General features: G+C 59.0%; 26 protein-coding genes, 1 tRNA gene and 1 pseudogene. 18 read left to right on the plus strand and 10 right to left on the minus strand.

What is annotated here, in order from left to right; genetic code table 11:
- Positions 1 to 8 precede the first annotated feature (8 nt).
- Positions 9 to 494 (minus strand): hypothetical protein, encoded by a 486-nt coding sequence (locus ACSQ8V_RS04995; protein ID WP_436205061.1) that lies wholly within the window; start codon positions 492 to 494, stop codon positions 9 to 11.
- 135 nt (positions 495 to 629) lie between these two features.
- Here ACSQ8V_RS04995 and ACSQ8V_RS05000 point away from each other — a divergent pair.
- Both ACSQ8V_RS05000 and ACSQ8V_RS05005 read left to right on the plus strand, forming a co-directional pair.
- Positions 630 to 863 (plus strand): annotated as a pseudogene (locus ACSQ8V_RS05000) (TetR/AcrR family transcriptional regulator); the annotation flags it as partial.
- Positions 864 to 965: 102 nt separating this feature from the next.
- Positions 966 to 1,172: a hypothetical protein gene (locus tag ACSQ8V_RS05005; RefSeq protein WP_436205062.1), complete on the plus strand. Its 207-nt coding sequence runs from the start codon at positions 966 to 968 to the stop codon at positions 1,170 to 1,172.
- Positions 1,173 to 1,211: 39 nt separating this feature from the next.
- Here the strand turns inward: ACSQ8V_RS05005 and ACSQ8V_RS05010 are convergent, their stop codons facing one another.
- On the minus strand, positions 1,212 to 1,574 hold the full coding sequence (locus tag ACSQ8V_RS05010) for a hypothetical protein (protein WP_436205063.1): 363 nt from the start codon (positions 1,572 to 1,574) through the stop codon (positions 1,212 to 1,214).
- Between the two features lie 70 nt (positions 1,575 to 1,644).
- The gene (locus ACSQ8V_RS05015) at positions 1,645 to 2,043 is read right to left on the minus strand and encodes a DUF1090 family protein (protein WP_213762626.1); all 399 of its coding nucleotides are present in this window, start codon (positions 2,041 to 2,043) and stop codon (positions 1,645 to 1,647) included.
- 301 nt (positions 2,044 to 2,344) lie between these two features.
- Here ACSQ8V_RS05015 and ACSQ8V_RS05020 point away from each other — a divergent pair, with 301 nt between their 5' ends.
- The 3 genes from ACSQ8V_RS05020 (at position 2,345) to ACSQ8V_RS05030 (ending at position 3,116) form a co-directional block, all read left to right on the plus strand.
- On the plus strand, positions 2,345 to 2,578 hold the full coding sequence (locus ACSQ8V_RS05020; protein ID WP_213762627.1) for a hypothetical protein: 234 nt from the start codon (positions 2,345 to 2,347) through the stop codon (positions 2,576 to 2,578).
- 55 nt (positions 2,579 to 2,633) lie between these two features.
- Entirely contained in the window at positions 2,634 to 2,837 is a 204-nt protein-coding gene (locus tag ACSQ8V_RS05025; protein ID WP_031361269.1) for a hypothetical protein, read from the plus strand.
- 105 nt (positions 2,838 to 2,942) lie between these two features.
- A complete protein-coding gene (locus ACSQ8V_RS05030; RefSeq protein WP_213762628.1) occupies positions 2,943 to 3,116 on the plus strand; it encodes a hypothetical protein in 174 nt (57 codons plus the stop codon).
- Between the two features lie 130 nt (positions 3,117 to 3,246).
- On the opposite strand, the gene ACSQ8V_RS05035 is transcribed toward ACSQ8V_RS05030, so the two are convergent.
- Positions 3,247 to 3,417, minus strand: a complete 171-nt coding sequence (locus ACSQ8V_RS05035; protein ID WP_436205064.1) for a hypothetical protein — start codon at positions 3,415 to 3,417, stop codon at positions 3,247 to 3,249.
- Positions 3,418 to 3,603: 186 nt separating this feature from the next.
- Between ACSQ8V_RS05035 and ACSQ8V_RS05040 the strand changes: the two genes are divergently transcribed.
- A complete protein-coding gene (locus ACSQ8V_RS05040; RefSeq protein ID WP_213762630.1) occupies positions 3,604 to 3,780 on the plus strand; it encodes a hypothetical protein in 177 nt (58 codons plus the stop codon).
- Positions 3,781 to 3,863: 83 nt separating this feature from the next.
- Here ACSQ8V_RS05040 and ACSQ8V_RS05045 read toward each other — a convergent pair whose 3' ends face one another.
- On the minus strand, positions 3,864 to 4,124 hold the full coding sequence (locus tag ACSQ8V_RS05045) for a hypothetical protein (RefSeq protein ID WP_213762631.1): 261 nt from the start codon (positions 4,122 to 4,124) through the stop codon (positions 3,864 to 3,866).
- 360 nt (positions 4,125 to 4,484) lie between these two features.
- Here ACSQ8V_RS05045 and ACSQ8V_RS05050 point away from each other — a divergent pair, with 360 nt between their 5' ends.
- The 4 genes from ACSQ8V_RS05050 (at position 4,485) to ACSQ8V_RS05065 (ending at position 6,692) form a co-directional block, all read left to right on the plus strand.
- Complete coding sequence (locus ACSQ8V_RS05050; RefSeq protein ID WP_436205065.1) at positions 4,485 to 4,715, plus strand: DUF4258 domain-containing protein; 231 nt, start codon at positions 4,485 to 4,487, stop codon at positions 4,713 to 4,715.
- An 8-nt stretch (positions 4,716 to 4,723) separates the two neighbouring features.
- Positions 4,724 to 5,158 carry a helix-turn-helix domain-containing protein gene (locus ACSQ8V_RS05055; RefSeq protein ID WP_158936538.1) on the plus strand — a complete coding sequence of 145 codons (435 nt, stop codon included), beginning with the start codon at positions 4,724 to 4,726 and terminating at the stop codon, positions 5,156 to 5,158.
- Between the two features lie 306 nt (positions 5,159 to 5,464).
- On the plus strand, positions 5,465 to 6,211 hold the full coding sequence (locus tag ACSQ8V_RS05060) for a hypothetical protein (RefSeq protein WP_436205066.1): 747 nt from the start codon (positions 5,465 to 5,467) through the stop codon (positions 6,209 to 6,211).
- The gene (locus ACSQ8V_RS05065; RefSeq protein WP_436205067.1) at positions 6,198 to 6,692 is read left to right on the plus strand and encodes a type II toxin-antitoxin system VapC family toxin; all 495 of its coding nucleotides are present in this window, start codon (positions 6,198 to 6,200) and stop codon (positions 6,690 to 6,692) included. The genes ACSQ8V_RS05060 and ACSQ8V_RS05065 overlap by 14 nt, the downstream gene beginning before the upstream one ends.
- A gap of 454 nt (positions 6,693 to 7,146) precedes the next feature.
- Here ACSQ8V_RS05065 and ACSQ8V_RS05070 read toward each other — a convergent pair whose 3' ends face one another.
- From ACSQ8V_RS05070 to ACSQ8V_RS05085, 4 genes are all read right to left on the minus strand, one after another.
- The gene (locus ACSQ8V_RS05070; RefSeq protein ID WP_436205068.1) at positions 7,147 to 7,860 is read right to left on the minus strand and encodes a hypothetical protein; all 714 of its coding nucleotides are present in this window, start codon (positions 7,858 to 7,860) and stop codon (positions 7,147 to 7,149) included.
- An 84-nt stretch (positions 7,861 to 7,944) separates the two neighbouring features.
- A tRNA-Arg gene (locus ACSQ8V_RS05075) sits at positions 7,945 to 8,019 on the minus strand.
- Between the two features lie 453 nt (positions 8,020 to 8,472).
- A complete protein-coding gene (locus ACSQ8V_RS05080) occupies positions 8,473 to 9,672 on the minus strand; it encodes a GGDEF domain-containing protein (protein ID WP_436205069.1) in 1,200 nt (399 codons plus the stop codon).
- A gap of 439 nt (positions 9,673 to 10,111) precedes the next feature.
- Positions 10,112 to 10,396 carry a hypothetical protein gene (locus ACSQ8V_RS05085; RefSeq protein WP_436205070.1) on the minus strand — a complete coding sequence of 95 codons (285 nt, stop codon included), beginning with the start codon at positions 10,394 to 10,396 and terminating at the stop codon, positions 10,112 to 10,114.
- 158 nt (positions 10,397 to 10,554) lie between these two features.
- Between ACSQ8V_RS05085 and ACSQ8V_RS05090 the strand changes: the two genes are divergently transcribed.
- Positions 10,555 to 11,358, plus strand: a complete 804-nt coding sequence (locus tag ACSQ8V_RS05090; protein WP_436205071.1) for a hypothetical protein — start codon at positions 10,555 to 10,557, stop codon at positions 11,356 to 11,358.
- Positions 11,359 to 11,377: 19 nt separating this feature from the next.
- Complete coding sequence (locus tag ACSQ8V_RS05095; protein WP_436205072.1) at positions 11,378 to 12,112, plus strand: class I SAM-dependent methyltransferase; 735 nt, start codon at positions 11,378 to 11,380, stop codon at positions 12,110 to 12,112.
- Positions 12,113 to 12,168: 56 nt separating this feature from the next.
- On the opposite strand, the gene ACSQ8V_RS05100 is transcribed toward ACSQ8V_RS05095, so the two are convergent.
- Positions 12,169 to 12,351, minus strand: a complete 183-nt coding sequence (locus ACSQ8V_RS05100; RefSeq protein WP_213763541.1) for a rubredoxin — start codon at positions 12,349 to 12,351, stop codon at positions 12,169 to 12,171.
- 375 nt (positions 12,352 to 12,726) lie between these two features.
- Here ACSQ8V_RS05100 and ACSQ8V_RS05105 point away from each other — a divergent pair, with 375 nt between their 5' ends.
- The 6 genes from ACSQ8V_RS05105 to ACSQ8V_RS05130 all read left to right on the plus strand — a co-directional run bounded on the left by ACSQ8V_RS05105 (position 12,727) and on the right by ACSQ8V_RS05130 (position 24,711).
- Positions 12,727 to 13,119, plus strand: coding sequence for a DUF4399 domain-containing protein (locus ACSQ8V_RS05105; protein WP_436183091.1), 393 nt, complete (start codon positions 12,727 to 12,729; stop codon positions 13,117 to 13,119).
- 211 nt (positions 13,120 to 13,330) lie between these two features.
- Complete coding sequence (locus ACSQ8V_RS05110) at positions 13,331 to 15,265, plus strand: ATP-binding cassette domain-containing protein (RefSeq protein ID WP_436205073.1); 1,935 nt, start codon at positions 13,331 to 13,333, stop codon at positions 15,263 to 15,265.
- A 339-nt stretch (positions 15,266 to 15,604) separates the two neighbouring features.
- Positions 15,605 to 17,620 (plus strand): DNA topoisomerase IV subunit B, encoded by a 2,016-nt coding sequence (locus ACSQ8V_RS05115; RefSeq protein ID WP_213763500.1) that lies wholly within the window; start codon positions 15,605 to 15,607, stop codon positions 17,618 to 17,620.
- 86 nt (positions 17,621 to 17,706) lie between these two features.
- Positions 17,707 to 20,019 (plus strand): DNA topoisomerase IV subunit A, encoded by a 2,313-nt coding sequence (gene parC / locus ACSQ8V_RS05120; protein ID WP_436205074.1) that lies wholly within the window; start codon positions 17,707 to 17,709, stop codon positions 20,017 to 20,019.
- A gap of 221 nt (positions 20,020 to 20,240) precedes the next feature.
- On the plus strand, positions 20,241 to 20,699 hold the full coding sequence (locus ACSQ8V_RS05125) for a CopD family protein (protein ID WP_213763498.1): 459 nt from the start codon (positions 20,241 to 20,243) through the stop codon (positions 20,697 to 20,699).
- Positions 20,700 to 20,964: 265 nt separating this feature from the next.
- Entirely contained in the window at positions 20,965 to 24,711 is a 3,747-nt protein-coding gene (locus tag ACSQ8V_RS05130) for an autotransporter domain-containing protein (RefSeq protein ID WP_436205075.1), read from the plus strand.
- The last annotated feature ends 1 nt before the right edge of the window (position 24,712 follow it).

Consider the following 24,712-nt stretch of genomic DNA (forward strand, 5'->3'; position numbering starts at 1 on the left):
CTGCTGCCTTATTTCGTCACCTCGTCGATACCCTGGGTCAGCGCCGGGCACGCTTCGCCGATCTCCTTTGCGTACTCGGTGGGGTTGCTGGTTTTCATCGCCGAGAAGCGGTCGACGGTGGCTTGCGCTTCCTTGTAGCCGAGATTCCACTCGCCGTCGAAATCGGGCGCGGCGGGAAAACTCTTGCGCGTCGTTACTTTGAACCTGTCGATCTTCACGCGGTCGATGTGGCAGATATCGGCGGCTCCCCGTGCAATGTTGGCGCTCGTGCGCACGCCTTCGGCCGCGAGACTTTGCGGTGACGGCGGCGGCACCGCGGGATGGCCCGGCGGCAGTGTCTGAGCGGGAAACGGCTGCTGGTCGGGCGCGTTTTGTGCGTTAGCGTTCAGCGGCAGGGCGCACGCGCCACCTGCAATAACGCATGCAATCAGGGTCGGCTTGACCATCGAGTTGAAGGCCGACGCAACGCGGGCCAGGGCTTGCTTGTGAGTCATTCGATTCCTTGTGAGGGCGCGCAACCGGGTCTGCAAAATTCTGCGGAAGTATAGCGAAACCCCGGCGAAAGCCCTTGAAACAAGGGTTTTCTCGAAGAATCCGTCTGCGATGAAGGTCCGAATGAGGTCCGAAAGCGGGTCGACGCCATCGCGGAGCGCACCAATACCACGAAGCACATGTTGTATTACTACTTCGGCAGCAAGGAAGGGTTGTACGAAGCGGTTATCGATGAGGCTTACGGCAAGATCCGCGCGCTCGAACAGTCATTGCATCTGGACACCATGGACCCGCGCGAGGGCTTGCGCGAACTTGTCGAATTCACGTTCGACTTCCACGACAAACACCGCGATTTCGTCCTCAAGTTGAGCCGGTTGCCCAACGCGAAGAACGCCCCGGCAAACAAGCCATGAGCGCCCTAGAACAAGCGAATTAAATCCCCTGCTCACGCCCCGATTCCAGGCGCTTGACCTATGCTTGAATCATGGCAGTCGACCCGAATGGAGGGCGCCATGGAGGGTTTGGCGAATATCCTCGTTGGTCTCGCGGCGCTTGCCGCGCTCGCGATTGCGGTGCTCGCGCACGACTGGCGTGACGAATTCCGCGACCGCATGCTGGGCCGCCGCAGTCACGCCGGCTTTGGCACGTTACGCGACTGGTGGCTTCGGCACCGGCATTGAGCGTCCGTGCGATATCTCGTGCGGCCTGCTTATGCCTGCTTACGAGCGGTCTTTCGCGAAAGGACGAGCCGGGGCCGGTTGCAGGACCATGCGTGGCACGGGCTGAATTGGCGGCGTTGGGTCGGGGCTGAATCCGGGCGCGGTATCGAGTGTCCGATTGCCGGCTTCGTGGGCGTCGATCTGCAGATACAGCCGATGAACCGTCTGGATCTGCGTATGAGAAAGATGCGAGCTTCGCGCGACCAGCGCAAGCCGCTCACGCCAGTAGGTGGGCGGCATGATGGGGCACAACGCGTCGTCGATCAATGAACGCCGCAGCACCAGCTCGAGGTGCGTCAGTTCCTGGTCTGCCAACAGCGCGGAAGGCGCACCCTGGAGTTTCATATCGATGAAGGAGTTCATCAATGCCTAACGGCAGCGATGAAAAAAACTTTAGCGAACTCCTGGCCGGTACGAATCCTTCGTAAGCGGTTTATTGAATGGGTCTTGCCACTGCCCGGTCCAGATCGGCGCGCGCCCGGTTCACCTTGCGCTCCCAGGCCGCTATGTTCAGCTGATCCGTGCCCTTTTTCCTGGCGCGCGCCAACTCCGCTTCCCAGTCACGCAAACGATTCCTGGCCTCGGCCACGGCACTGTCGTGGCGTCTCAATGCGTCTGCACGTTTTTGCGCGATCGCGTCGGGCGTGCATTCGGCGTTGGTCTTGTCGAGTTCGGCTTGCAGCGCGTCGAGTTGCGCCGAGTTGTCCTGGTTCAGCGCGGTCGCCATTTGCCTTTCGAGGGTCTGGCGATGGGCATCGCAGGCATCGGTTTCCTGTGAGGCGTGAGCGGTCGACAAACACAAGCTTAAGGCGACAGCGGCAAGCAATTTCATAGCGGAATCCGTGGCTGGCGAGATTGGGCAGGGGCAAACGGTGTCTAAACGGTATTTAACTTGTACAAGGTGTCCGCTTGCTCGGTCGGGACGGGGCGGGGTATTGGGTATTGAATTACGCTCGCGCTCCGTTCGTCCGGCCAAGGTCGGCGTATTTTAACGAGTTTGCGAGGACCGATGGGGCCAATACGACGGCCCTGCGTCCGCTCAGTAACGCCTGGTCGCGTATTCATGCGGAACGCGTCTTGCGCGAACCTGCTGGAACGGGCCAACCGTTTACATTTTTGCGAGGAATACGCCGATGCGTTTCGATTACAAGGGTTTTCACATCGACTGTCGCTCACGACACGATCAAGATGGCTTGTACTACGCGCAGGCTCGCATGATCCGCATGCCGGCAGCGGACGACGCGCATCCGGAAAAGCACGAGTCAGGCGACATAGACGCGTTCGATAACGACGGCGATGCCATCGCGTGCGCGCGGGCTTGGGCGCTCGACTGGTGCGACGAGCACGAAGCGGCAGGGCGAGGCTGACGGCAAGCCTCGCGCGTCATCATGCTAGGATCGCGTCCTGCCAACGGGAGAAGTCATGCGTTATATGCACAATGAACATGTCATCGACGTGTTCGTCGAACAACGCGGCACCCGCTGGGACTGGTCCGTGCAGGCGGGCAGCTTGCCGCTCAAGACGAATGCGGGCGAGATGGCGCCGACCAGCAATGTCGCTGAAAACGAAGCGCTTCATTGGGCCAAGCGTGAGTTGAACCGACGCTTTCCGGTCGAGCCGGAATGACAGGGTAGTGGGTCTAGCTTGTTCACGCGTGCTGCCTGGCGCTGCGATTTAATACACGGGTAATACGGGCTTAAAGTTCCTTGCATCGGCGCCGTTAGTGTTGGCATGGATACCAAAGAACCCTCCCCCGAAGCCTCTCGCGCTCTCATCCGAGCTGCGGGTGAAACGCTCGAACTGATCTGCCGCCTGCGTGGGGTCGATATCGAAGAGCTCTCCGACGACGAGCTTGGCGAGTTCTTTTCCAACGCACTGGGCGATGACATCATCGGCCCGTGGTGATCGGGACGTCCCGCTGCGAATGTGCGATGGACGGCACGGCGTGGTTCTTCAGTCTTTCAGTCTTTCAGCGAGGCATTAAAGCCCGCTCGACCCGTGCCGTTATTGCGTTCATGAAACTCGATAAACCCGCTTATACCGATACCGTAGCGCACTCAATGCCGCCGACGAAGCGTTGGAACTGCTTTGCCGCCTGAGGCAGATTCCGGTCGGCAGTTTGTCGAATGCGCAATTGGGTGAATTCTTTTTCAACGCACTTGAAGATGAGCTTGGCGGCGGCGCCTATTTCGGTGGGCGAATCCAAGGATCGTTTCTGGCATCGATGTGACCGGCGCTCGCAATGGGCGTCAGGTGTTTTATGTAAGACACCAGGGCGAAAATTGCTTACGACGTATTACCTTGGCATCTCAGGATCCGGATTGACTCGGCCAGTCGAAAATATCGTGCGTTTGGGTCTAAAGTTTTTGCAATAGTGGCCGTTAGCGGATGCATGGACACGACCAACCCCACCGCCACCGCGTTTCGGAATCTCGTCATTGCTGCTGACGAGACGCTCCACGTGCTTTGCCGCCTGCGCGGTATTACGCTCGACGATTTGTCGGAGGACGCGCTGGAAGCGTTTTTCTTCCAGGCACTCGACGACGAATTCTGGGTCGGTGCGCGGTAAGTAGCGTTAAATCGCGGTCAGTAGCAGAGCGCGCTGATATCCGCCGGCATCGGACGGCGGCTTGTTCCTTTCTTCCTTCTTGTCTACGCGAGCAGGTCTGGCCGCGCTGTAAAACGCGGATCGGCTAACCACGCAACAAACTCGTCGCGCCACTGCTCGAAAGCGTTCTCGTCCAGGTCGAACACTTCATCGACATGGCCGGCATCGCGCAAGTAGGCGCCCACTACCTGACGCCCGTCCCAATAAGCCACTGCGAAATCGGTCAGGTCCGCGGTCATGCCGCGCGGCTGGTCGCGAAGCAGCATGTTGAGTTGAGCCTTGAAAACGGTGAAGGTCGTGGCCATGGTGGGGTCCCGAAGAAAAATCGACACGCGGCGAGGCGAAACAGGGCTCGCTAAGAGTAGCGCTTTCCGGGGCCTTCGTGCATTGGGAAGCGTGGTCTACGTCGCTTACGCGCGGCTTGGCGGCGGTGTCGGGACAAATGCAGGAAATGCCGCAAGACCGCAAGACGATAACGGCAGAGAAAAGCCCCGCCGGCATCCACAGCCGGCTCGAGTGGGTTGACACCCGGCGATATTTAAGTCACTTACATTCTTGTTGATACCCATAATAATTATGGGTATTGTTTCCAGCCCACGCCCTTCCGACTGAACGATCAACGCTTGAGGCGCTTGATAAGCGACGCAGCTAAAGACACGTCTAGCGTGTTTTTCACGCCGCATTCGAAGAAGCGGATGAAGAAGCGGAAAATTTCGCCGACGCAAGTGTATGACTGCCTGCGCAATGGCCTGGTAACCGAGCCCTCGCACACGAACATTCATGGGCACTCGCAATGCACGCTTAGGAGGAGAAATGCTGGCGATGAGGTTCGGGTGGCTGTCGCGCTAGAGCGCGCTGAGAATGGCGATTGGGTTGTTGTGTTGACTGTTTTTTGAGGTAGACGATGTACCACTACACAGAGATCGGGCTTCAGAACGTGTGGCTGGAAAACGGCTACAACGAGCGGAAGACCCCATACGGAAAGGCCATTTCAATTGAAGACGCTGATGGGCTGCACAAAGCCATCGGGCGGGCGGTGGCTTGCAAGAGCCACCTGACGGGCGCTGAATTCAGATTCTTGCGCAAGGAGATGGATTTGTCCCAGCACGGCGTTGCGGATCTCCTTGGCACGTCAGAGCAGACTGTTGCGTTGTGGGAGCGGCGCGGCAAGATTCCGAAGACCGCAGACCGTATGATTCGGGCGATCTATTTGGAATCAGTTGATGGCAATGTAAAGCTCAAAGAACTCATTGGCCGCATCGCTGATCTGGACCGCAAGGAAGACCAGAGAATGGTTTTCCATGACACGGATGCGGGATGGTTTCCGCGAGCGGCATAGCTAGGGCGGCAAGCGATGGGGGCTCGACGCATGCGAGGTTTTTGGAAATTGCTGGGCACTACTGGGAACTAAGATGGTCCCCCTGCGGCATTCGTACGATAAGCAGGAAAGCGCGATTCGGGAGGTATTGTCGAATTTATACTCCCACTTGTGCCCCGTAGAAATCGCAGCGGTGAATTGTACCGGTACGATTCTGGTTCTCGTGAGCCCATGTCCGAGCCGCTAAAGAAATGGGCGGCACTACTCCGCCACTGTTAAGATTGTTGCTACAGGTGGCGATCGTCGCCCAGCAGTTTAGAGCACGCAATGGACACTAGGGAACGACTCAACTTTAGGATTGACAGCTTCACACCAGAAACGCTACCGATGGCTCGGTTGGCGCAGTATCTTGCGCACCTATCGACGTTGTACGGGAGCGACAATTCTGTTCACTTCGAAAAACTTCGGCGTGGAAGCGCGATTGTTCAAGTCTCGATCGAAGAGCCTGCTTTTCCAAAGGTTTTTCAGCGATTGCAGAGCGTTAAGACGGGTGACCCCGATCCAGAGGCTCAGAAGGCGTTCAAGGCAATTGATAAGCTGCTGCGAAGCGACAACGCAATAGGCACAATTAGTCGTGGCGGCAAAGCTAAACTCCTTGAGTTCCCCGGGCGGAAACTGCCCATGATTGACCCTATTACGATTTATCAGCCTACTACGATCGACGGCGTAGTGATTAAGATCGGCGGCCGCGACGACACCATACCTGTCACGCTTCGTGACATGGAAGGAAAAATCGTGAATTGCGAAATTCGTGGGATTGCACAAGCCAAAGAGCTATCGCGCCATTTCCTTGCTGAGACGCTTCGGGCGTCGGGTCCAGGAAAATGGAGCAGAGTCAGTAGCGGCGACTGGATTCTTGAGTCGTTGTTGATACAGTCTTTTGAAATTGTCGACGAGGTGTCGTTGGACCGGGTCTTGGATGATTTAAGACAGGTGCGCCACAATGGATGGACCGATGTTGACGACCCAATAAAAGCGTGGAAGAAAATTCGGGGCGTGGATGATAGTCTTTGATGCAAATGTCTTGATTTCCTTGTCTGCCCGGGACGACTCAGATGAGGCGTTTGAAAAAATATCCGGACTTATACAAGATTTGGTGGCGGCAAAGACCATAATCGGCGTTCCTGCCCCCGCATGGGCAGAGTATTTGTGCGGGACTGGCCTCGGTACTTCGGGAGTAATCGAAGTGCTCAAGAAGCGCAGCGCGATTCGGATATTGCCTTTTGACGAAGTAGCCGCTACAGAGTTGGCGGTGATCGATCAGGCTACACGCGCGAAGGGTTCCAAGAAGGGTGCATCAAAGTCGAGTTGGCAGAAAATCAAGGTCGACAGACAGATCCTCGCAATTGCGCGAGTCCACGCGGCTACCATTATTTATACCGAAGACGATGGGCTTATTGCTGAAGCGGGGCGCTTGGGTGTCGCAGTCGCCCGTACTGGCGACATACCCCTCAAGCCCAAGCAAAACCAACTTGATCTTCAACCTCCGCAATAAGATCGCATCTGCGACCGAAAGTTCGGTTAACGTTTTCCTGTGATTTGCCGTGATACATAATCGTCTTTTAACCAAGCGGGTATTGCCGCATTACCCGCTAATTCTCTCCAGGGCTAGCAACGCCGCCCCGAGCAATCGTGGCGGCCTTTTCCCGTCGGATGCTTTAACTATGGAGGGGATTTACCAGGGCCTTATGTAGTACACCTCTGGCGGTCGGCACTCGCGCCAATGCACCGTTTTTTTCAGCCGTTGGATGTTTGCGCTGAGGTATTACCCTAGCACAAGCGGAAAAATCCCGCCGTTCAACCGGCGGGATCGGCGTCCACGCTGAGAGAGCCATCATTGAGCAATGGCGCGCCCTCATAGAGTAGTGGCGATCGGAAGCGGGCGTGGATCGCGCAATAACGGCGCGCGTTACTGAAACAATTTTCTGCAGGTCACGTGACGCCGCTTGTCACGCCATGCTCGCGAACAGACTCCCCGCAGCGCGCTTCATCAGATAGCTCTGCAAGGTCGCCACTTCGACGTCGGTCAGCGCAAATTGAATCTGGCCCTCTCGCATCAAGACGAGCTGCCCGTTACTTGCTACGGCACATGCAAAGCCGTCGGCGGTGACTTGCGTCGCTGCCGACGCAGGTTGAATTGCTTTAGGAACTGAGCGAACGACACGTTTGCGGTGACGACTTTTTGCTGCGGGGACCGGTTTGCCCGGCACATCGAATACGCTGCTGCGAGCGCCTGCAGCCTTAGAAATAGGGATGACCGTACTCGCATCGACGAGCTTTTGATTGATCCGCTCGACCGCGTCAGGAGGCACCTGATCTGCCATGTAATGTGCATTCGTGAATCGGCCGGCTCGTTCGACCCGCTCGGTCATCACGCGACCGCTGCGGACTGCGCTCCAAAGCGCAGTTGTGACTTTGCTAGCGCTGTGTATCCCAACACGCTCACCTATCTCGCCGGACGTTATGCCGGGATTTGCCGCGATTACAGCGATCATCTCTGCACGCTTGCTTTGCACTGCCTTCTTCGCATTCGCCACGTTGAGTCTCCAGTATGAGTTGCGCCTCGAAAGTTCGAAGCAGCACCAGCATATTTTTTGGCGTGTGCAAGTTGATGAAATCGAGCGAAGATCCGAACGTCGTTGATCGCGAGAATCAATTTCCAAGTGACGACATCTCGTGGCGGGTGGGCTTTGCGGCCGATAGTTAAGTTGACTATACGCAGTCGTATGGTGTGTTGGGAACTAAGATGGTCCCCCCGGCAGGAATCGAACCTGCATCTAGCGCTTAGGAGGCACTTGTTCTATCCATTGAACTACGGGGAGATGGATAATTCAGCGGGTGGACCCAAGCCCTGTTCATACCGGCTTTGTCCTTTCCCAGCGTGCGTTTCCGGCCAATTCGCTTCTTCCTAAATGAAGCGCCGTGACGCACTGTGAAACCTGATTTCTTAACTTGGCTGCTACGCTTTTGCTACAGAGCGGCGCTTTTGGCGACTGATACCAAGAGGTAGCAGTCCCAGACCGCTCAACCTTGCTGTTCAAGGGCTTCGGGCAAAGAAAATGGCTTTAATCTTACCCGTCGGGGAACGCTGGTGAGCATAGATCCGGCGCAGCGGGCAGAGTATATCAAAGACATTTAAAACGAAAGGCGCCAGGCACGGCCGCGCGAGCAGGACAGCGCAATCGATCGCAACCGTTATGCCGCCGATGCCCGCACCGCCACAATAGCTGCGCTGATAACCATGTATAGATTGACGTGCTTCCGTAAAAAAACCGTCAGGTCGGTTTCGGTGCGTCCTTCGTGACTCCGACTGCCTCGTCGCCCGTAGAGACCGCCAACACGACGCGATTTCGTCCCATGGCCTTGGCCGAGTAGAGCGCTGCGTCGGCTCGTGCCATCAGGTTTGCCAGCATTTCACTAGCTTGATATTCATCCACGCCGGCACTGAACGTGCACGTCACTTCTCCGCAAGTCACGTTTAACGTGGACGCGGCCAGATGCAAGCGCAAACTGTTCACCAACGTGAGCGCGTCCGCCCTGGTTGTTTCAGGGAACAGTATTGCAAACTCTTCCCCGCCAAGCCGCCCAAAAATGTCTCCCCGCCGGATGCCCTGCGACACAATCGACGAAAAGTGAGCGAGCGCCCGGTCGCCGGCCGCGTGGCCGTGAGCGTCATTGACCGCTTTGAAGTTGTCGATGTCGAGGATCGCAATCGCGAAGCGGGATTTTGCGCGGTTGGTACGCTCCAGCTGCAACTCGGCCTGAGCCATAAACTCGCGTCGCACAAGGGCGCCGGTCAGCTCATCGATAGCTGCCAACCGCTCCATCCTCTCCGCCATGCGGTCATACGCAAGCATGAGCGCGCCGATCGAGAGGCATGGCAGGGTGACGATGCCGACCGCGAGAAACGCAATGGTCATGGGCGTTGGCTCGAGGAACCGTGTGTGATGTTCCCAGCCGAGGCCAGCGGCAAGCCCGCGAACAATATGAACGAGGCCGCCGAGCGCGGCGATAATCGCGACGAACTGGTAGCTGTACCCAGGTCGATGCAGCGGCCTCCTGGTGTAGGTTATCCAACCCACCGACAGACGGACGTAGGCGAGAAAGGCCGACATCAAGGCAACCCGGGCCGCTTCGTTCGGCGAAAGGCAGGTCCAGTAAATAACGCCAATCACCAGCATCGTGAACGCAGCGACCTCGTAAAGGCGCGAAGGTCGAAGGCCGAAGAATAGTCGGCAACCTTGTAGGACAAGGAATGCGGCGCTAGCGAATAACAAACTCGCGACCACAATGGTCAGCGGTGTCGGTGAAACGTCATCTAAAGCTAACGCGACAAGTGCGACCACCATCAGGACGTTTGCACTGATCCAGCGAAACAATCCGGGTATCCCGGACCGCACCAGCGAGCCAAATACGACCACGCTGATCGCGCCGGACATAATTCCGACAACGTAAAGTGCGACGGGACTGAACATAGGTTTTCAGTGGGAAGTGTGACTGAAAAGTGACTGAAAAGATTCGTGCGAGCCGAATAGGCTGAGCGCCTGACACTCTCGTTTCCACGTTGCACGAAGCTGCTGAACAACAACGCCCGCGGCTCAGATAATACGCTCTGGCACCCAATATTCGTAAAAATGCGCAGCGATGCCGCATTCTCGCGCACTGGCATAGTGACAACTTGCTCGCAAGGCTGAAGGCAGTCGGGATTAGCCGACGTGCTCCGCTCGAATTCTGCCGGGTAAGGTGCTTAGCCGAGGGCTGCTGGCTGTTTTTATAGCTTTGGCGCAGCGTCAGGCAGGGACGGGGGGTTGTGCGACCGAGTTGTGCGATTGCCCGAATCAGAAGTGCTTGAGCAAGGCGGCGGAGATCCGCGGAGATGACGGGCTCGGGAGCGGGGAACCGTGAAGCAATAACCTAAAGCGGCGACCGGTCTCCGCACACGCCAGTCGCAGCCCCGCGATTGCTGCCCCCCGCCAAACCCGAGATCAAGGTCAATGCCGTTCGCAACATATCGTCCGACAGTGTGCTGTCTTTTGGCCGCGCGAATGGTTTGATCGACTTGTCCGTGCACTCGTTGCCCATGACGCGGTCGTTCGCAGGCGCTGCGCTGCGGATGACGTTATCGGCGGCGACGTTGGCGAACGCGCACCCGCTGGCTGCCAAAGCAAACGCAGCAACCCAGTATTTCGTCTGATTCATGCCCTTTCTCACCGGTCGATTAACAAGTAGAACTGTCGATTATCGTTGCCACTTCATCACAGGGTCAACTTAATCGCGCCAGACCGCCACATTAATTCTCTCGTCTGGAATAAACCGCTACTTCATCCGATAATACAAACGTCCCCCCGGGCCTCGCCATGACCGAACTCGAAACCGCTGCCGTCGTGTTCTTGTGCCTGCTCGCGGCCACGGGGCTTGGTGTATTCGTGCGGCCGCTACTCCCTGAGGAACACAAGGCGCATGAAACCGTACAATTGCTGAAACTTGTGGTCGGCATGCTGGTTACGTTCGCGGCGCTTGTGCTGGGTTTGCTGACGGCATCGTCGAAAACTCTATTCGATACCACCACTGCCGACATCCGTGCCTATGCTGCTGCACTGATCCAGCTCGACGACAGCTTGCGCGAGTACGGCCCGGACGCCGACGCTCCCCGCCGGATCCTGCGCGCCTACACGGCGGCCGCGATCGCATCCACGTGGGTGCGGGAACCGCCGCCTCCCGGCAACGATTATCAAAAAACGGTGGTGCCGGGCTCCGGCACCGGTAAACTCGATAGCAGCGCACTGGGCGCGATGCTTGAACGGGCACAACGATACACACGCGAGTTGCAACCGCCTGATCCGTTCCACCAGAAGCTCGCCGAAGAAGCCCTTGATCGGTTCGACCAACTGATCCAGCAACGCTGGAAAATTGTGGAGGAAGCGCGCGGTTCGGCTTCTTCGCCGTTCGACCGGATTCTCGTCTTCTGGCTGCTCATCATCTTCCTTTGCTTTGGCCTGATCGCACCACGTAATGCACTGGCGCTGGTTACGATCACGCTCGGGGCGTTATCGATAGCGTCCACGGTGCTTGTGATCCTCGATCTCAACACGCCGTTCGCGGGCTCCATCCTCGTGCCAAGCCAGTCCATGCGCGATGCGCTCGCTCACCTAAGCCGATGAAACGCTGCCAACTTTTCCGATGCCATCCACGCTCTACACTGACTCGCGCCTCGTCGCGCTCTACGACACCCTGAACCCCTTCGCCGCCGATACAACCTTCTACCTGGCGCTGGCCACAGGCATGCAGCGCGTAATCGATCTCGGTTGCGGAACGGGTTTGCTCGCGTGTGAACTGGCGTCGCGGGGGCATCGGGTCATTGCCGTCGATCCCGCGCCCGAGATGCTGCACGTGGCGCGGCATAGACCGAACGGGGACCGCGTTCAGTGGATTGAAGGCGATGCCGACGCGCTCGCCTTGCTGCCGCCCGCCGACCTGCTGGTGATGACGGGCCACGTCGCGCAGGTTTTCCTCGACGACACCACGTTCCTCAATACGCTCAAAGCTGCACGCTACGCGCTGCGCGACGGCGGCACCCTGGCGTTCGAGAGCCGTAATCCGGCGGCGCGCGCGTGGGAATCCTGGACGCCTGCACAGTCGGGCAGGCTGATCGAGGTGGACGGAGTCGGCGAGGTGGAGGTGTGGCAGGACGACGTGAGCGCAAGCCCGGAGTCGGGCATTCGCTTCAACACGTATTATCGATTCAAGGCGACAGAGGAGACGCTGACGTTCGCGAGCGAACTGCGCTTTCGCACTCAGGACGAACTCACCGCCCAGCTTGAGTTGGCAGGGTTCCGCCATCTCGCGTGGCAGGGCGATTGGGACGGGGCGGCGGTATCGACCGCGAGCCGGGAACTGATTGTGGTCGCGCGCTGAACCGGCGCGAAATCAGGTTGAAACGACCGAATGCAACGGCTAAGCCCGCAGCCGGATCAGAACTCGACTGCAACGAAATCTTCTTTGCCGACGTCGCATAACGGACAACGCCACGTGTCCGGGATCTCGGCGAAACGCGTTCCGGCCGCAATGCCTTCTTCCGGCAAACCGTCCTCTTCGTTGTATATCCAACCACAAATCAGACAAACCCAGCTTTTATATTCTAAAACTTCACTCACGACAGACTCTTTCTTCTCGTTCGACGAAACATCGTTAAATATTCCACGGGGCGGCGTTGTGCCCGCAAATTCGTATTCCGGGTTGTGCCGCGCACGGCTGCCGAAACGTCCGGCGACCCGCATAGTACCGGAATGTCAGAATCGGTTCATCGAAGTGACGTAGCGCGGGCAGGGCAGAAGCACGGATCCGCGTGATTTCTTATGCTCGGTGTATCCTCTCCCCGGCGGTTTTTGAGTCCCTTGTGTGTCGTCCGGCGGGTCGCGCCGCGTCGATTACGCCACGCGTGTTATACGAAACCGTTTTGGCCTGTCTGGATGGATAGTTGATCCGGCAGCCGCATTCTTCTGGGAGCGAAAAAAATGATGTTCAAGAAAATGTTGTCGGGAGCAGTGTTGTCGAGCGTTTTCCTTGTGGCTGCTGCGGTGCACGCGCAACAGGCCCGGGTGTTTTTCGTCGAACCGAAAGACGGTGCAACCGTCACAAGCCCGGTGCATATGGTCTTCGGCCTGGAAGGCATGGAGCTCGCGCCGGCCGGTGATATGGATCCGCAAAAAGGCCACCACCATGTGCTGATCGACGCAGGCCCGATGCAAAAGGGCCTCGTGATTCCAATGAACGATAAATCGCTGCATTTCGGCAAGATGCAGACGGAAGCGGACGTGAAGCTGCCCCCGGGCGATCACACGCTGACCTTGCAATTCGGCGACGGCGCACACCAGTCGTTTGGACCGGAAATGAGCCAGACGATCAAAATCCATGTGAAGTAACAGCCTCGCGCCGCGTGACATCGATTGGCGCCGGGCCGCTCTGATCCTGGCGCTCATCTCAAAAAACGCGGCGCGGCCGCGTTTTTTTGCGGCTTATCGGGCAGCTTTGCCTTGTCCTGATGGCATAGGGCCTGCAAGCGGCCCCCAGGCGCGCCGGTCAAGACCGGTACAATGGCCCCTTCCAGTATTTGCACTTTTCCGGCTGCCTCCCATGTCGCTTTATTCCATTTCGAACGCGCAACTCGCGTTCGGCCACGTTGCGTTGCTCGATCACGCTGACTTTTCACTCGAAGCGGGCGAACGCGTCGGCCTGATCGGCCGCAATGGCGCGGGCAAGTCGTCGCTGCTGAAGATCATCGCCGGGCTCACCAAGCCGGACGACGGCCTCATCACGCGGCAAAACGAGCTCACGACCGTGTACGTGCCGCAGGAACCCGAGTTCGACCTGGAGGCGTCGGTGTTCAACGTCGTCGCGTCCGGCTTGTCCCATGCGCGGGAACTGCTCGACGAATATGACGTCGTGGCGCACAAACTTGCCGATACCCCCGAAGGTCCCGAGCACGACGACCTGCTGACACGCATGAACGCGCTGCAATCCTCGCTCGACCTGCACGATGCCTGGAGCTGGCAAACCCGCGTGGCGACCACGCTGCAGCAGATCGGGCTGGACGGCGACGTTCGTTCGGGCGCGCTTTCGGGCGGCATGAAAAAGCGCGTGGCGCTGGCTCGTGCGCTGGTCGTGCAACCAGACGTGCTGCTTCTGGACGAACCGACCAATCACCTCGACTTCGACGGCATCCGCTGGCTGGAAGAAATGCTGGTCACGTTGCGCACGGGTTTGCTGTTCATCACCCATGACCGGGCTTTCCTCGACAAGGTTGCTACCCGCATCGTGGATCTGGATCGTGGACGCTTGCTGTCGTATCCGGGCAATTACAGCGCGTACCAGACGCGCAAGGCGCAACAGCTTGAGATCGAACAGGTCGAAGCGGCCAAGTTCGACAAGCTGCTGGCGCAGGAAGAAGTGTGGATCCGCAAGGGCGTGGAGGCGCGGCGTACGCGCAGCGTCGGGCGTATCGCGCGGCTGGTGGAAATGCGCAACGAGCGCGCCGAACGCCGCAACGTGCAGGGCAACGTGAAGCTGGATGTGGGCCAAGGCGAGCGCTCGGGCAAGATCGTCTCGGAACTGACCGACGTGACGAAGAAATACGGCGATCGAACGATTGTCGACAACTTCAGCGCGACCGTCATGCGTGGCGACAAGTTTGGATTCATCGGTCCGAACGGTGCGGGCAAGACCACGCTGCTCAAGATGATCCTGGGCGAACTCGCGCCGGACGAAGGCACGGTGCGCACCGGCACCAATACGCAGGTAGCGTATTTCGACCAGATGCGCGCGCAGCTCGACCTCGACAAGACACTCGCAGACACCATCAGCCCGGGCAGTGAATGGGTCGAGGTGAACGGCGTGAAGAAGCACGTCATGAGTTATCTCGGCGACTTCCTGTTCGCACCGGAGCGCGCGCGTTCGCCGGTGCGCTCGCTGTCGGGCGGGGAGCGCAACCGGTTGCTGCTCGCGCGTCTGTTCGCGCGGCCCGCGAACGTGCTGGTGCTGGACGAGCCAACCAACGACCTGGACATCCAGACGCTCGAACTGCTGGAAGAACTGCTCACCGACTACGACGGCACCGTGCTGCTGGTGAGTCATGATCGCCAGTTCCTGGATAACGTCGTGACCTCGGTCTTTGCGTCGGAAGGCGGCGGCATGTGGCGCGAATATGTGGGCGGCTTCACCGACTGGCAGATCCAGCGTGAACGTTCGGAGAGAATCGCTCTGGACGCCGCCCGCGACACGGCCAAGCAAGCGAAGAAGGAAGACGGGCCCAAAGACAGCGGCGCCGGTCGCAATTCGCAGCGCTCGACCAAATTGCCGTACAAGGAAGTGCGCGAGCTGGAGGCGCTGCCGGCGCAGATCGCCGCACTCGAAGCGGAGCAAAAGTCGATTGCGGCCAAGCTCGAAGACGGGTCGGTGTTCGCGAAAGATCCGAAAGAAGGCACGCGGCTGAGCGAACGGCATGCGGCTATCGACGAGGAATTGCTGGTCGCGCTCGAACGCTGGGAAGAACTGGAAGCAAAGCGCAAGTAAGCCGGCCTTTGGGACCTGTGTCTTCCCCATATCGAAAAAATTGTCGAAAACAGTAAAATACGTCGCGTTTTCGGGCGCACGGCCTTGAGGAAAGGGTCACCGAAGGATTTCCGCGGTTACACCGTGGTGACACCTTGCAGTGAAACGCTGTAGTCCAGGCGAGAGGCCGTCGCGGTTTCGAGTTAATAACGCGCAATCCGGCGCGGCCGGCTCAGGCGCGGTTGGCCGGGTTGGCCCGCTATGTTCACGCATTCGCCGGTTGTCCGGCGTGGCCGCTCTCTGAATTCTGCTATCGAATTCGAGTCGCGGCCACCCGGACTGCCGGACCCACGTCCAGACATGTCCACGAAAAAACCCAGCGCCGCCGACAGCGGCAAGAACAGCGGATACAGCGAAGCATCGATCAAGGTGCTCAAGGGTCTCGAGCCGGTCAAGCAACGGCCCGGCATGTACACCCGCACTGAAAATCCGCTGCACATCATTCAGGAAGTCATCGACAACGCCTCCGACGAGGCGCTCGGCGGCTACGGCAAGCAGATCACGGTCACGCTGCACGCCGATCATTCGGTGTCTGTCGAAGACGATGGACGCGGCATTCCGTTCGGCATGCATCCGGAAGAAGGCGTGCCGGTCGTCGAGATCGTGTTCACGCGCCTGCACGCGGGCGGCAAGTTCGACAAGGCCGCCGGCGGTGCGTATACGTTTTCGGGCGGCCTGCACGGCGTGGGTGTATCGGTGACGAACGCATTGTCCACGCGGATGGATGTGACCGTGTGGCGTGACGGCAAGGTCGCGGATCTCGGCTTTTCGAATGGCGACGTGGTGAAGCAGCTCGAAACCCGCGCCATGAATCGGGGCGAGAAGAAGTCCGGGACCCGTGTCACTGCCTGGGCCAATCCCAAATATTTCGATTCGCCGAATCTGCCGGTTGGTGAATTGCAGCGGCTCTTGCGCTCGAAGGCGGTGTTGTTGCCGGGCGTGGAAGTCGTGCTCATCAATGAAAAAACCGGCGAGCGCCAAAGCTGGAAATATGAGGACGGGTTACGCGGTTACCTGCTCGAAGGCATGGGCGGCAGCGACCTGCTTATTCCGTTGTTCGAAGGCGAGCGGTTCGCAGGCAATGCGAAATCGACCGAGGAAACCTTCGCCGAAGGCGAGGGCGCAACGTGGGTCGTGGCGTGGAGCGAAGAAGGCCCGTTGTTGCGCGAGTCGTACGTCAACCTGATCCCGACGCCCGCCGGCGGCACGCATGAATCGGGCTTGCGCGACGGACTGTTCCAGGCGGTCAAGAGCTTCGTCGAACTGCATAACCTTCAGCCCAAGGGCGTAAAGCTGCTGGCGGAAGACGTGTTCGCCCGGGTGTCGTTCGTGTTGTCGGCGAAGGTGCTGGATCCGCAGTTTCAAGGGCAGATCAAGGAGCGTCTCAATAGCCGCGACGCGGTGAAACTCGTGTCGTCGTTTACGCGGCCCGCGCTCGAACTGTGGTTGAACCAGCATGTGGAGTACGGCAAGAAACTCGCTGAACTGGTGATCCGCCAGGCCCAGGCGCGTACGCGTGCCGGGCAGAAGATCGAAAAGCGCAAGAGCTCGGGCGTGGCGGTGCTGCCCGGCAAGCTGACCGATTGCGAATCGACGGATATCTCGCGCAACGAACTCTTCCTGGTCGAGGGCGATTCGGCTGGCGGGTCGGCGAAGATGGGTCGCGACAAGGAATTCCAGGCCATCCTGCCGTTGCGCGGCAAAGTGCTGAACACGTGGGAAACCGAGCGCGACCGGCTGTTCGCAAACAACGAAGTGCACGACATCGCGGTGGCGATCGGGGTGGACCCGCACGGTCCGGACAGCCTGGACCAGAAAGCCGATCTCTCGAATCTGCGTTACGGCAAGATCTGCATCCTGTCGGACGCGGACGTGGACGGCTCGCACATCCAGGTCCTGCTGCTCACGCTGTTCTTCAAGCACTTCCCGCAGCTGATCGAGCAGGGCAATGTATGCATCGCGCGGCCGCCGCTGTTTCGCGTCGATGCCCCCGCGCGCGGCAAGAAGCCGGCGCAAAAGCTCTACGCGCTCGACGAAGGTGAGCTCGAGGCGATTCTGGACAAGCTGAGGAAGGACGGCGTGCGCGAGACGCAATGGTCGATCAGCCGCTTCAAGGGGCTGGGCGAGATGAGCGCGGAGCAGTTGTGGGACACCACGATGAACCCGGACACGCGCCGTCTGCTGCCGGTTCAGGTGGGCGATCTTGGGTTTGACGACACGGTCACACGCATGACGATGCTGATGGGCAAGGGCGAAGCGGCGTCGCGGCGCAGTTGGCTCGAGGAGAAGGGCAACGAAGTTGAAGCCGACATTTGACGCTTCCATGCTTCGGCTTAGGCGACGCCCGATCTGACGCTGTACGTACACCCTGAACTTCGTCAACGCATAACACTGGAAATCTGATGGACGATCTCTTCGCGGACCAAGAAGCCGCGCCGGAAGGCGAAAAACTGACGCTTGGCGATTACGCCGAGCGCGCGTATCTCGACTATGCGGTGAGCGTGGTCAAAGGCCGGGCGCTGCCCGACGTTTCCGACGGCCAGAAGCCCGTGCAGCGCCGCATCCTGTTCGCGATGAACGAGATGGGCCTCGCCAACACCGCCAAGCCGGTGAAGTCGGCCCGGGTGGTGGGCGACGTGCTGGGTAAATACCATCCGCACGGCGACCAGTCGGCCTACGACGCGCTCGTGCGTCTCGCGCAGGCGTTTTCAATGCGCTATCCGTTGATCGACGGGCAGGGTAATTTCGGCTCGCGCGACGGCGATGGCGCGGCCGCCATGCGTTACACGGAAGCGCGTCTCACCCCGATCGCGAAATTGCTGCTGGATGAAATCGACATGGGTACCGTCGATTTCATGCCGAACTACGACGGTTCGTTCCAGGAGCCGAAGCTTTTACCCGCGCGCCTGCCGTTCGTGCTGCTGAACGGCGCGTCGGGCATTGCCGTGGGGATGGCGACCGAGGTTCCTTCGCACAATCTGCGTGAAGTCGCGGCGGCCGCGGTTGCGATGATCCGCGATCCGAAGATCGATCACGCGCGGCTGGTCGAGCTGATTCCCGGTCCGGATTTTCCGGGCGGCGGCCAGATTATTTCGACTCAGGCCGAGATTGCGGCGGCTTATGAAACTGGCCGTGGCAGCCTGAAGGTGCGGGCGCGCTGGAAGATCGAGGACATGGCGCGCGGTCAGTGGCAACTGGTCATCACGGAATTGCCGCCGAGCACATCCGGCCAGAAGGTGCTCGAGGAGATCGAGGAACTGACGAACCCGAAGATCAAGCTCGGCAAGAAGGCGCTGAGTCCTGATCAGTTGCAGACCAAGCAAACGCTGCTCGCCTTGCTCGACACGGTCCGCGACGAATCCGGCCGCGACGCGCCGGTGCGGCTTGTGTTCGAGCCGAAGTCGAGCCGTATCGACCAGATGGAGTTCGTGAATTCGCTGCTCGCGCACACGAGCCTGGAGTCGAACGCATCGATCAACCTGGTGATGATCGGCGCGGACGGCCGGCCGCGCCAGAAAAGCATCGGCGAGATCCTGCACGAATGGGTGGGCTTCCGCTTCACGACGGTCACGCGCCGCACGCAGCATCGGCTGGGGAAGGTGAACGACCGGATTCATATTCTTGAAGGGCGGATGATCGTCTTTCTGAATATCGATGAAGTGATCCGTGTCATCCGCGAAGCCGATGACCCGAAGCAGGCGTTGATGGACAGGTTCAGTCTCAGCGAGCGTCAGGCCGACGACATTCTTGAAATCCGTTTGCGGCAACTGGCGCGGCTCGAAGCAATCAAGATCGAGCAGGAACTGAAGGAATTGCGCAGCGAAAAGGAAAAGCTCGAAGAGTTGCTGAACAGCGACGCCGCCATGAAGCGGCTGCTGATCAAGGAGATTGAAGCGGACGCCAAGCAATATGGCGACGATCGCCGCACGTTGATCCAGCCTGAAAAGCGGGCAACGTTCGAGGTGCGGGTGGTCGACGAGCCGGTGACGGTGGTGGTATCCCAGAAGGGCTGGGTGCGGGCGTTGAAGGGGCATGGCCTCGATCCGGCCAGCTTCCAGTTCAAGGCCGGCGACGGCATTTACGCTGCGTTCCAGGCGCGTACGCCCGACATGCTGATCGCGTGGGGCAGCAACGGGCGCGTGTACTCCGTGCCGGTTGCAATCCTGCCGGGCGGGCGCGGCGATGGTGTGCCGGTCACGTCGCTGATCGAACTCGAGTCGGGGTCTCACCTGCTGCATTACTTCGCCGCTCCGGTTGAGCAGCCGCTGCTGCTGGCATCGAGTAACGGCTTTGGCTTCATGGCCAAGCTCGGCGACATGGTGAGCCGGGTGAAGGCGGGCAAGTCGTTCATGACCATCGACGAAGGCGCGACGCCGCTTACGCCCATGCCGGTGCTGCCAGGCGCCACGAAGGTCGCGTGCTTGTCGAGTAATGGACGCCTGCTGGTATTCGATATAGACGAGATGAAGACCTTGTCAGGCGGTGGCCGTGGTGTCATTTTGATGGCGCTCGATCCGAAGGAGACGTTGCGGCAGGCGCTGGCTATCGACGCACGCGGTTTGGTGCTGATCGGTACAGGCCGGGGCGGCAAGGCGCGTGACGAGAAACTTGGCGGTGCGGCTCTGGAAACACACGTAGGCAAACGGGCGCGCAAGGGCCGTGCGCCCGAGTCCACTATCAAGGTGACGGAGTTGCGGCCGGTGTTCGAAGGCTGATTACTGACGCGCAATGATGGGTAATGACGCGCCCCGGGTTGGCTAAGCCGGCCCGGGGCGTTTGTTTATCTTGAAAATACTTGAACTGGCTCCGTCTGGCTGAGTCGAACGCCCGAACCTTATGAAAAAGGTGGGAGCCGAAGTGGCGGATAAGTGCTTGCGTGATTAAGCGCTTGGCCCGGCAGTGGGAACCGGTGATTCACCTGCATTTAGGAACGTTAATGAACAAGGCGATTGAAGTGGCGCTGTTCCTGCATTTGTTGGGAGTGGCGGTCTGGATTGGCGGGATGATTTTTGCTCACTTCTGTCTGCGGCCGGCAATAGCGGATTTATCGCCGCAATTGAGGTTGCCGTTATGGGAGTCGGTATTCGCTCGATTCTTTAACTGGGTGGCGGCATCGGTGCTGGTGATATTGCTGACGGGCGGCTTTTTGCTGACGCAATTCGGCGGTGCCCAGGCGGCATTGCCGTTACACGCCATGGCGGGTCTCGGCATTGTGATGATGCTGATTTTCGGCCATATCCGTTTTGGTGTATTCCCGAAAATCCGCCGCGCAGTGCAATCGCAAAACTGGCCGGATGGCGCGAGGGCTGTGGGTACCATCAGAAGGCTGGTGCTGGTTAATATTGTGCTGGGTGTGGTGACAGTGGGTACGGCGGTTTTATCGCGGGGAATGTAGCGCGTTGTTGCACAAACCGTAGCAGAAACGAATGACGGATTGCAGCGGTCAGTCTCAGCATTTCATTCCATGTTTGAAGGTATTCCGGCTCATGGTCAATACCTTCGCGACGGTCTAGAGTGCTGGGATTTAATCGTCCGGGACATGGGCAATGCGTGCTTCGAACAGGTCAGAAAGGGAATGTTCCGGTCGTTTGGTACGTCAGTCGAAAACGGGGCGTCGTTGGCGGGACGCGTCTATAACCATCCTGATCCTGATCAATTGCATGGTGGGGAAAGCAAATGCAACTGATCTCGGCAGCTCCGCGACCGGTTATGTATTGACTCCGGCGGGCAATCCCTACAACGTGATTGCCGGCGCGTATATTGATACGAGCACGCAGAGTAGTGACGCCATATACGGGGACATCGATCACGACGGCCCCTGGACGCTAACTAACAACGGGTCCGTTATTGGCGGTCATTTCCCTATTCAGTTTGACAGCCCGGCGGTGATCGTCAATAACGGATCGGTAATCACCCAGAGCAGCACGGCCATCGCTTTGTACGACGGCGGTAACGTGACCAATTCCGCCGGTGCCTCGATCGTGGGCCACCTGGATGGTGTCTTTGCCAATAACTCAGATAGCTCGGTCACTAATGGAGGCGACATTGGCGGCTCTGCATTGGACATAACGAAAGCTCAGTCGGGAGTTCACTTGCCGAGCGGCGGAACGGTCATTAATCTCGCGACCGGAAGAATTGCAGGCTATGGCCCCGCCATTCTCGCCAACTCCGCGACTACCGTTCAGAACGCTGGCGTTATTCTTTCGGCGAACGGCACGGGAATCGATCTGACTGAAGGCACGGCCGGAGTTGGCAGCGTGGTCTACAACAGCGGCAGTATCACTGGCGCGGACGGCACGGCGATCCTGTTCGGCCCGGAGAACAATACCTTGATTCTTGCGGGCACTTCGGCGATTACCGGAATCGTCGATGCCAGTGCGCATGGCGTATCCACCACCAATACGCTGATTCTTGGCGGAACCGGTTCGGGAAGATTCGATATGTCGAGCCTTGGCGCGACGGAACAATATCGCGGCTTCGACATTCTGCAAAAGAACGATTCGGGCATCTGGACTTTCACCGGCACTAACGGTGCCGCGCAGACATGGCTCGTGAGCGGCGGCGGCGTGGAGATGGCAGGGCGGTTGACCGGTAGCGTCATAGCAACGCCGGGGGCAACGGGGATCGATATCGAGGTGGTGTCCGGTGGCGCGATTATCGCTTCGTCGGGAAACGCGGTGTCGGTTAATGATTCGAGCCGTGTGGTCAATAGCGGATTAATAAGTAGTAGTGCCGATGGTGCTGCCGCTGTCATCGCGAACGGTGCGGGAACGAGTGTTGTCAATGCGGGTTCCATCGCAGCGACGGGTAGCGCAGCCGGGATTGCGATCAATGCGTCAACTGGCGCGGCGAGCTTGACGAATGAGCAGGGTGGATCGATTACAAGTGCAGCGGGCAATGCTGTACAGGCCGGCTCGAACGTTTCGATTCTCAACTCGGGTTCCATTGCAGCGACGGGCGGAAGCGGAGCGGGGATTACGATCGATGCGTCAACGGGTCCTACGACGCTTCTGAACAAACAAGGTGGATCGATTAACAGCGCGGCAGGTGTTGCAGTGCAGGCTGGTTCGAATGTCTCGATCACCAATGCCGGATCTATCGCAGCGGAAGGTGCAAACGGAACCGGCGTCATGATCGATGCACTAACAGGTTCATCGAGCTTGACGAATGAGCTGGGAGGATCGATTGCAAGTGCAGCGGGCAATGCCGTACAGGCTGGCTCGAACGTCTCGATCGTCAACGCAGGGTCTATTGTAGCGACAGGAGGGAGCGGAGCGGGCATGACGATCGATGCGTCAACCGGTCCTACGACGCTTCTGAACAAGCAAGGTGGATCGATCAAAAGTGCAGCGGGTGTTGCTGTCCAGGCCGGGTCGAATGTCTCGATCACCAATGTGGGGACCATCGCAACAGAAGGGCAAAACGGAACCGGCGTCATGATCGATGCAGTAACAGGTTCATCGAGCTTGACGAATGAGCTGGGCGGATCGATTACAAGTGCGGGAGGCGCTGCCGTCCAGGCCGGTTCGAACGTCTCGGTCTATAACGCCGGAACCTTGGCCGGAAATGGCGCCGCGGTGAGTTTTACAGGGTCGAATAATCGCCTGACGCTCGATAGTGGCAGTCAGGTATCAGGCGACCTCGATGGCGGAAACGGTTCGGCAAATGCGCTGGTCCTGCAGGGTTCGGGAACACTCTCCGGCCGCACCTACGGTTTTTCCACGCTCGCGATGCAAGGCGCCGACTGGACCGTGTCCAGTTCCGTTCAGATAGGTAGCTCAAGCGCTATTGAAAGTGGCACCTTGAGGCTGACAGGCACCTTGATCAGCCCGGCGATAACCGTCGCTCCGGGCGCCACCTTGACTGGAACAGGAACCTTGAATGGTGCGCTCACGGTGCAAGGCGTCATTGCACCGGGCGTGACGGGCACCGCAGCAACAGCCGTTCTTCAGCCTTTGGCGATCGGCACGCTGTCAGTCACCGGCTCATACGTCCAGACTGCCGGCAGCCGCTACGAAGCCAATGTCTCGCCGCAAGGAATCGACCTCATCAGCGTCGATGGCACCACAACGCTACAGGGCGGCACCGTACAAGCGCGGTTGCGCGCCGGATTATTCACGCCAAGTGACACGTACAAGATAATTAGTACAACTTCTGGCCTGAATGGCACTTACTCGGGCATCACAGTATCTAACCCATTCGTCTTGCCGACGTTAGTTTACGACGCGAACAATGCATACATTCACGTACAACGCGGCTTCCAGTTCGCCGGTGGCACGCCGAACCAGATAGCGGTTGAGGCGGCGCTCGATCATGGCGTGGCAGGCATCGGCGCGGGTGCTTTGCCGACTAGCGATTTTCTGTCCGTCACGGGTGACCTGCTGAACCTCGAAGGTTCATCGGCTTACGCGGCACTCGACCAACTGGGCGCGGAAGCCTATACGGCGTTCCCCAACGCGCACTTCGAAGCCGCGCGGCTGGGCATGGACGCAATCGATTCAAGATTGACCGCGGCACGCACCACAGGTGCATGTGCGGCAGGCGAGGCGACTGCGTTACCGGCCAATGGAACGCGGGCATGTTCGTGGATCAACGTGCTCGGCAGCACGGGTAGCACAGGCGGATATGACACGTGGCTTGGCCAGCAAACCAGTCTGGCCGGCGTGATATCCGGCGTCGATTATCGCGTCGCGCCGCAGTTCACGCTGGGCGCCGCGTTGATTGCTGTCCACGGCAATACGTCGACGGACACGCTGCCTGTTCACGGCCAATTTGATACCTATCAGGCTGCGCTTTACGGCAGCTATGTGCCGGGAGCGTATTGGCTCCAGGCCACGATTGGCTATGCGCGCAATGACGATGAAATGAAACGTTCCCTCCTTTTCACCGATACCCCGCGCACAGCGCTTGGAAACGTCGATGGAAACCAGTACTTCGCATCGCTACGTAACGGCGTGGATCTGCCAATGGCGAAATTCGGTGTATTCACGCCATTCGTGGCGCTTGAAATGCAGAGTGTGGAGAGTCCGGCATTCACTGAAACCGGAGCAGATTCGGCGAATCTGGCCGTCGCCGGGAATACGGCGAATTCAATGCGGTCGCTACTGGGTGCGCAATGGCGTAAAGATATCGACTGGATCGGCCGCGCCTGGAGCCTGAACGCGCAACTGGCCTGGGCTCATCAATATGGCATGCAGACACAAGCGATTAACGCGAGCTTCGAAGGCGCAGCCGATAGTGATTTTACGGTTCACGGCAGCGGACCCGCGCGAGATATGGCACAAGTCGGTCTTGGCGCCCGAGTGGAATTGGGCCGGCAAATCCACGCCGTTTTGCGCTATGACGGTGAGTTCGGCGGTGGTGGTCACACGCATGCAGGAAGTGCAGGCGTCGATTACCGGTGGTGAC

Origin of the sequence: Caballeronia sp. LjRoot31 (assembly GCF_964253885.1) — a bacterium.
In the GTDB taxonomy this organism is placed as follows: Bacteria; Pseudomonadota; Gammaproteobacteria; order Burkholderiales; family Burkholderiaceae; genus Caballeronia.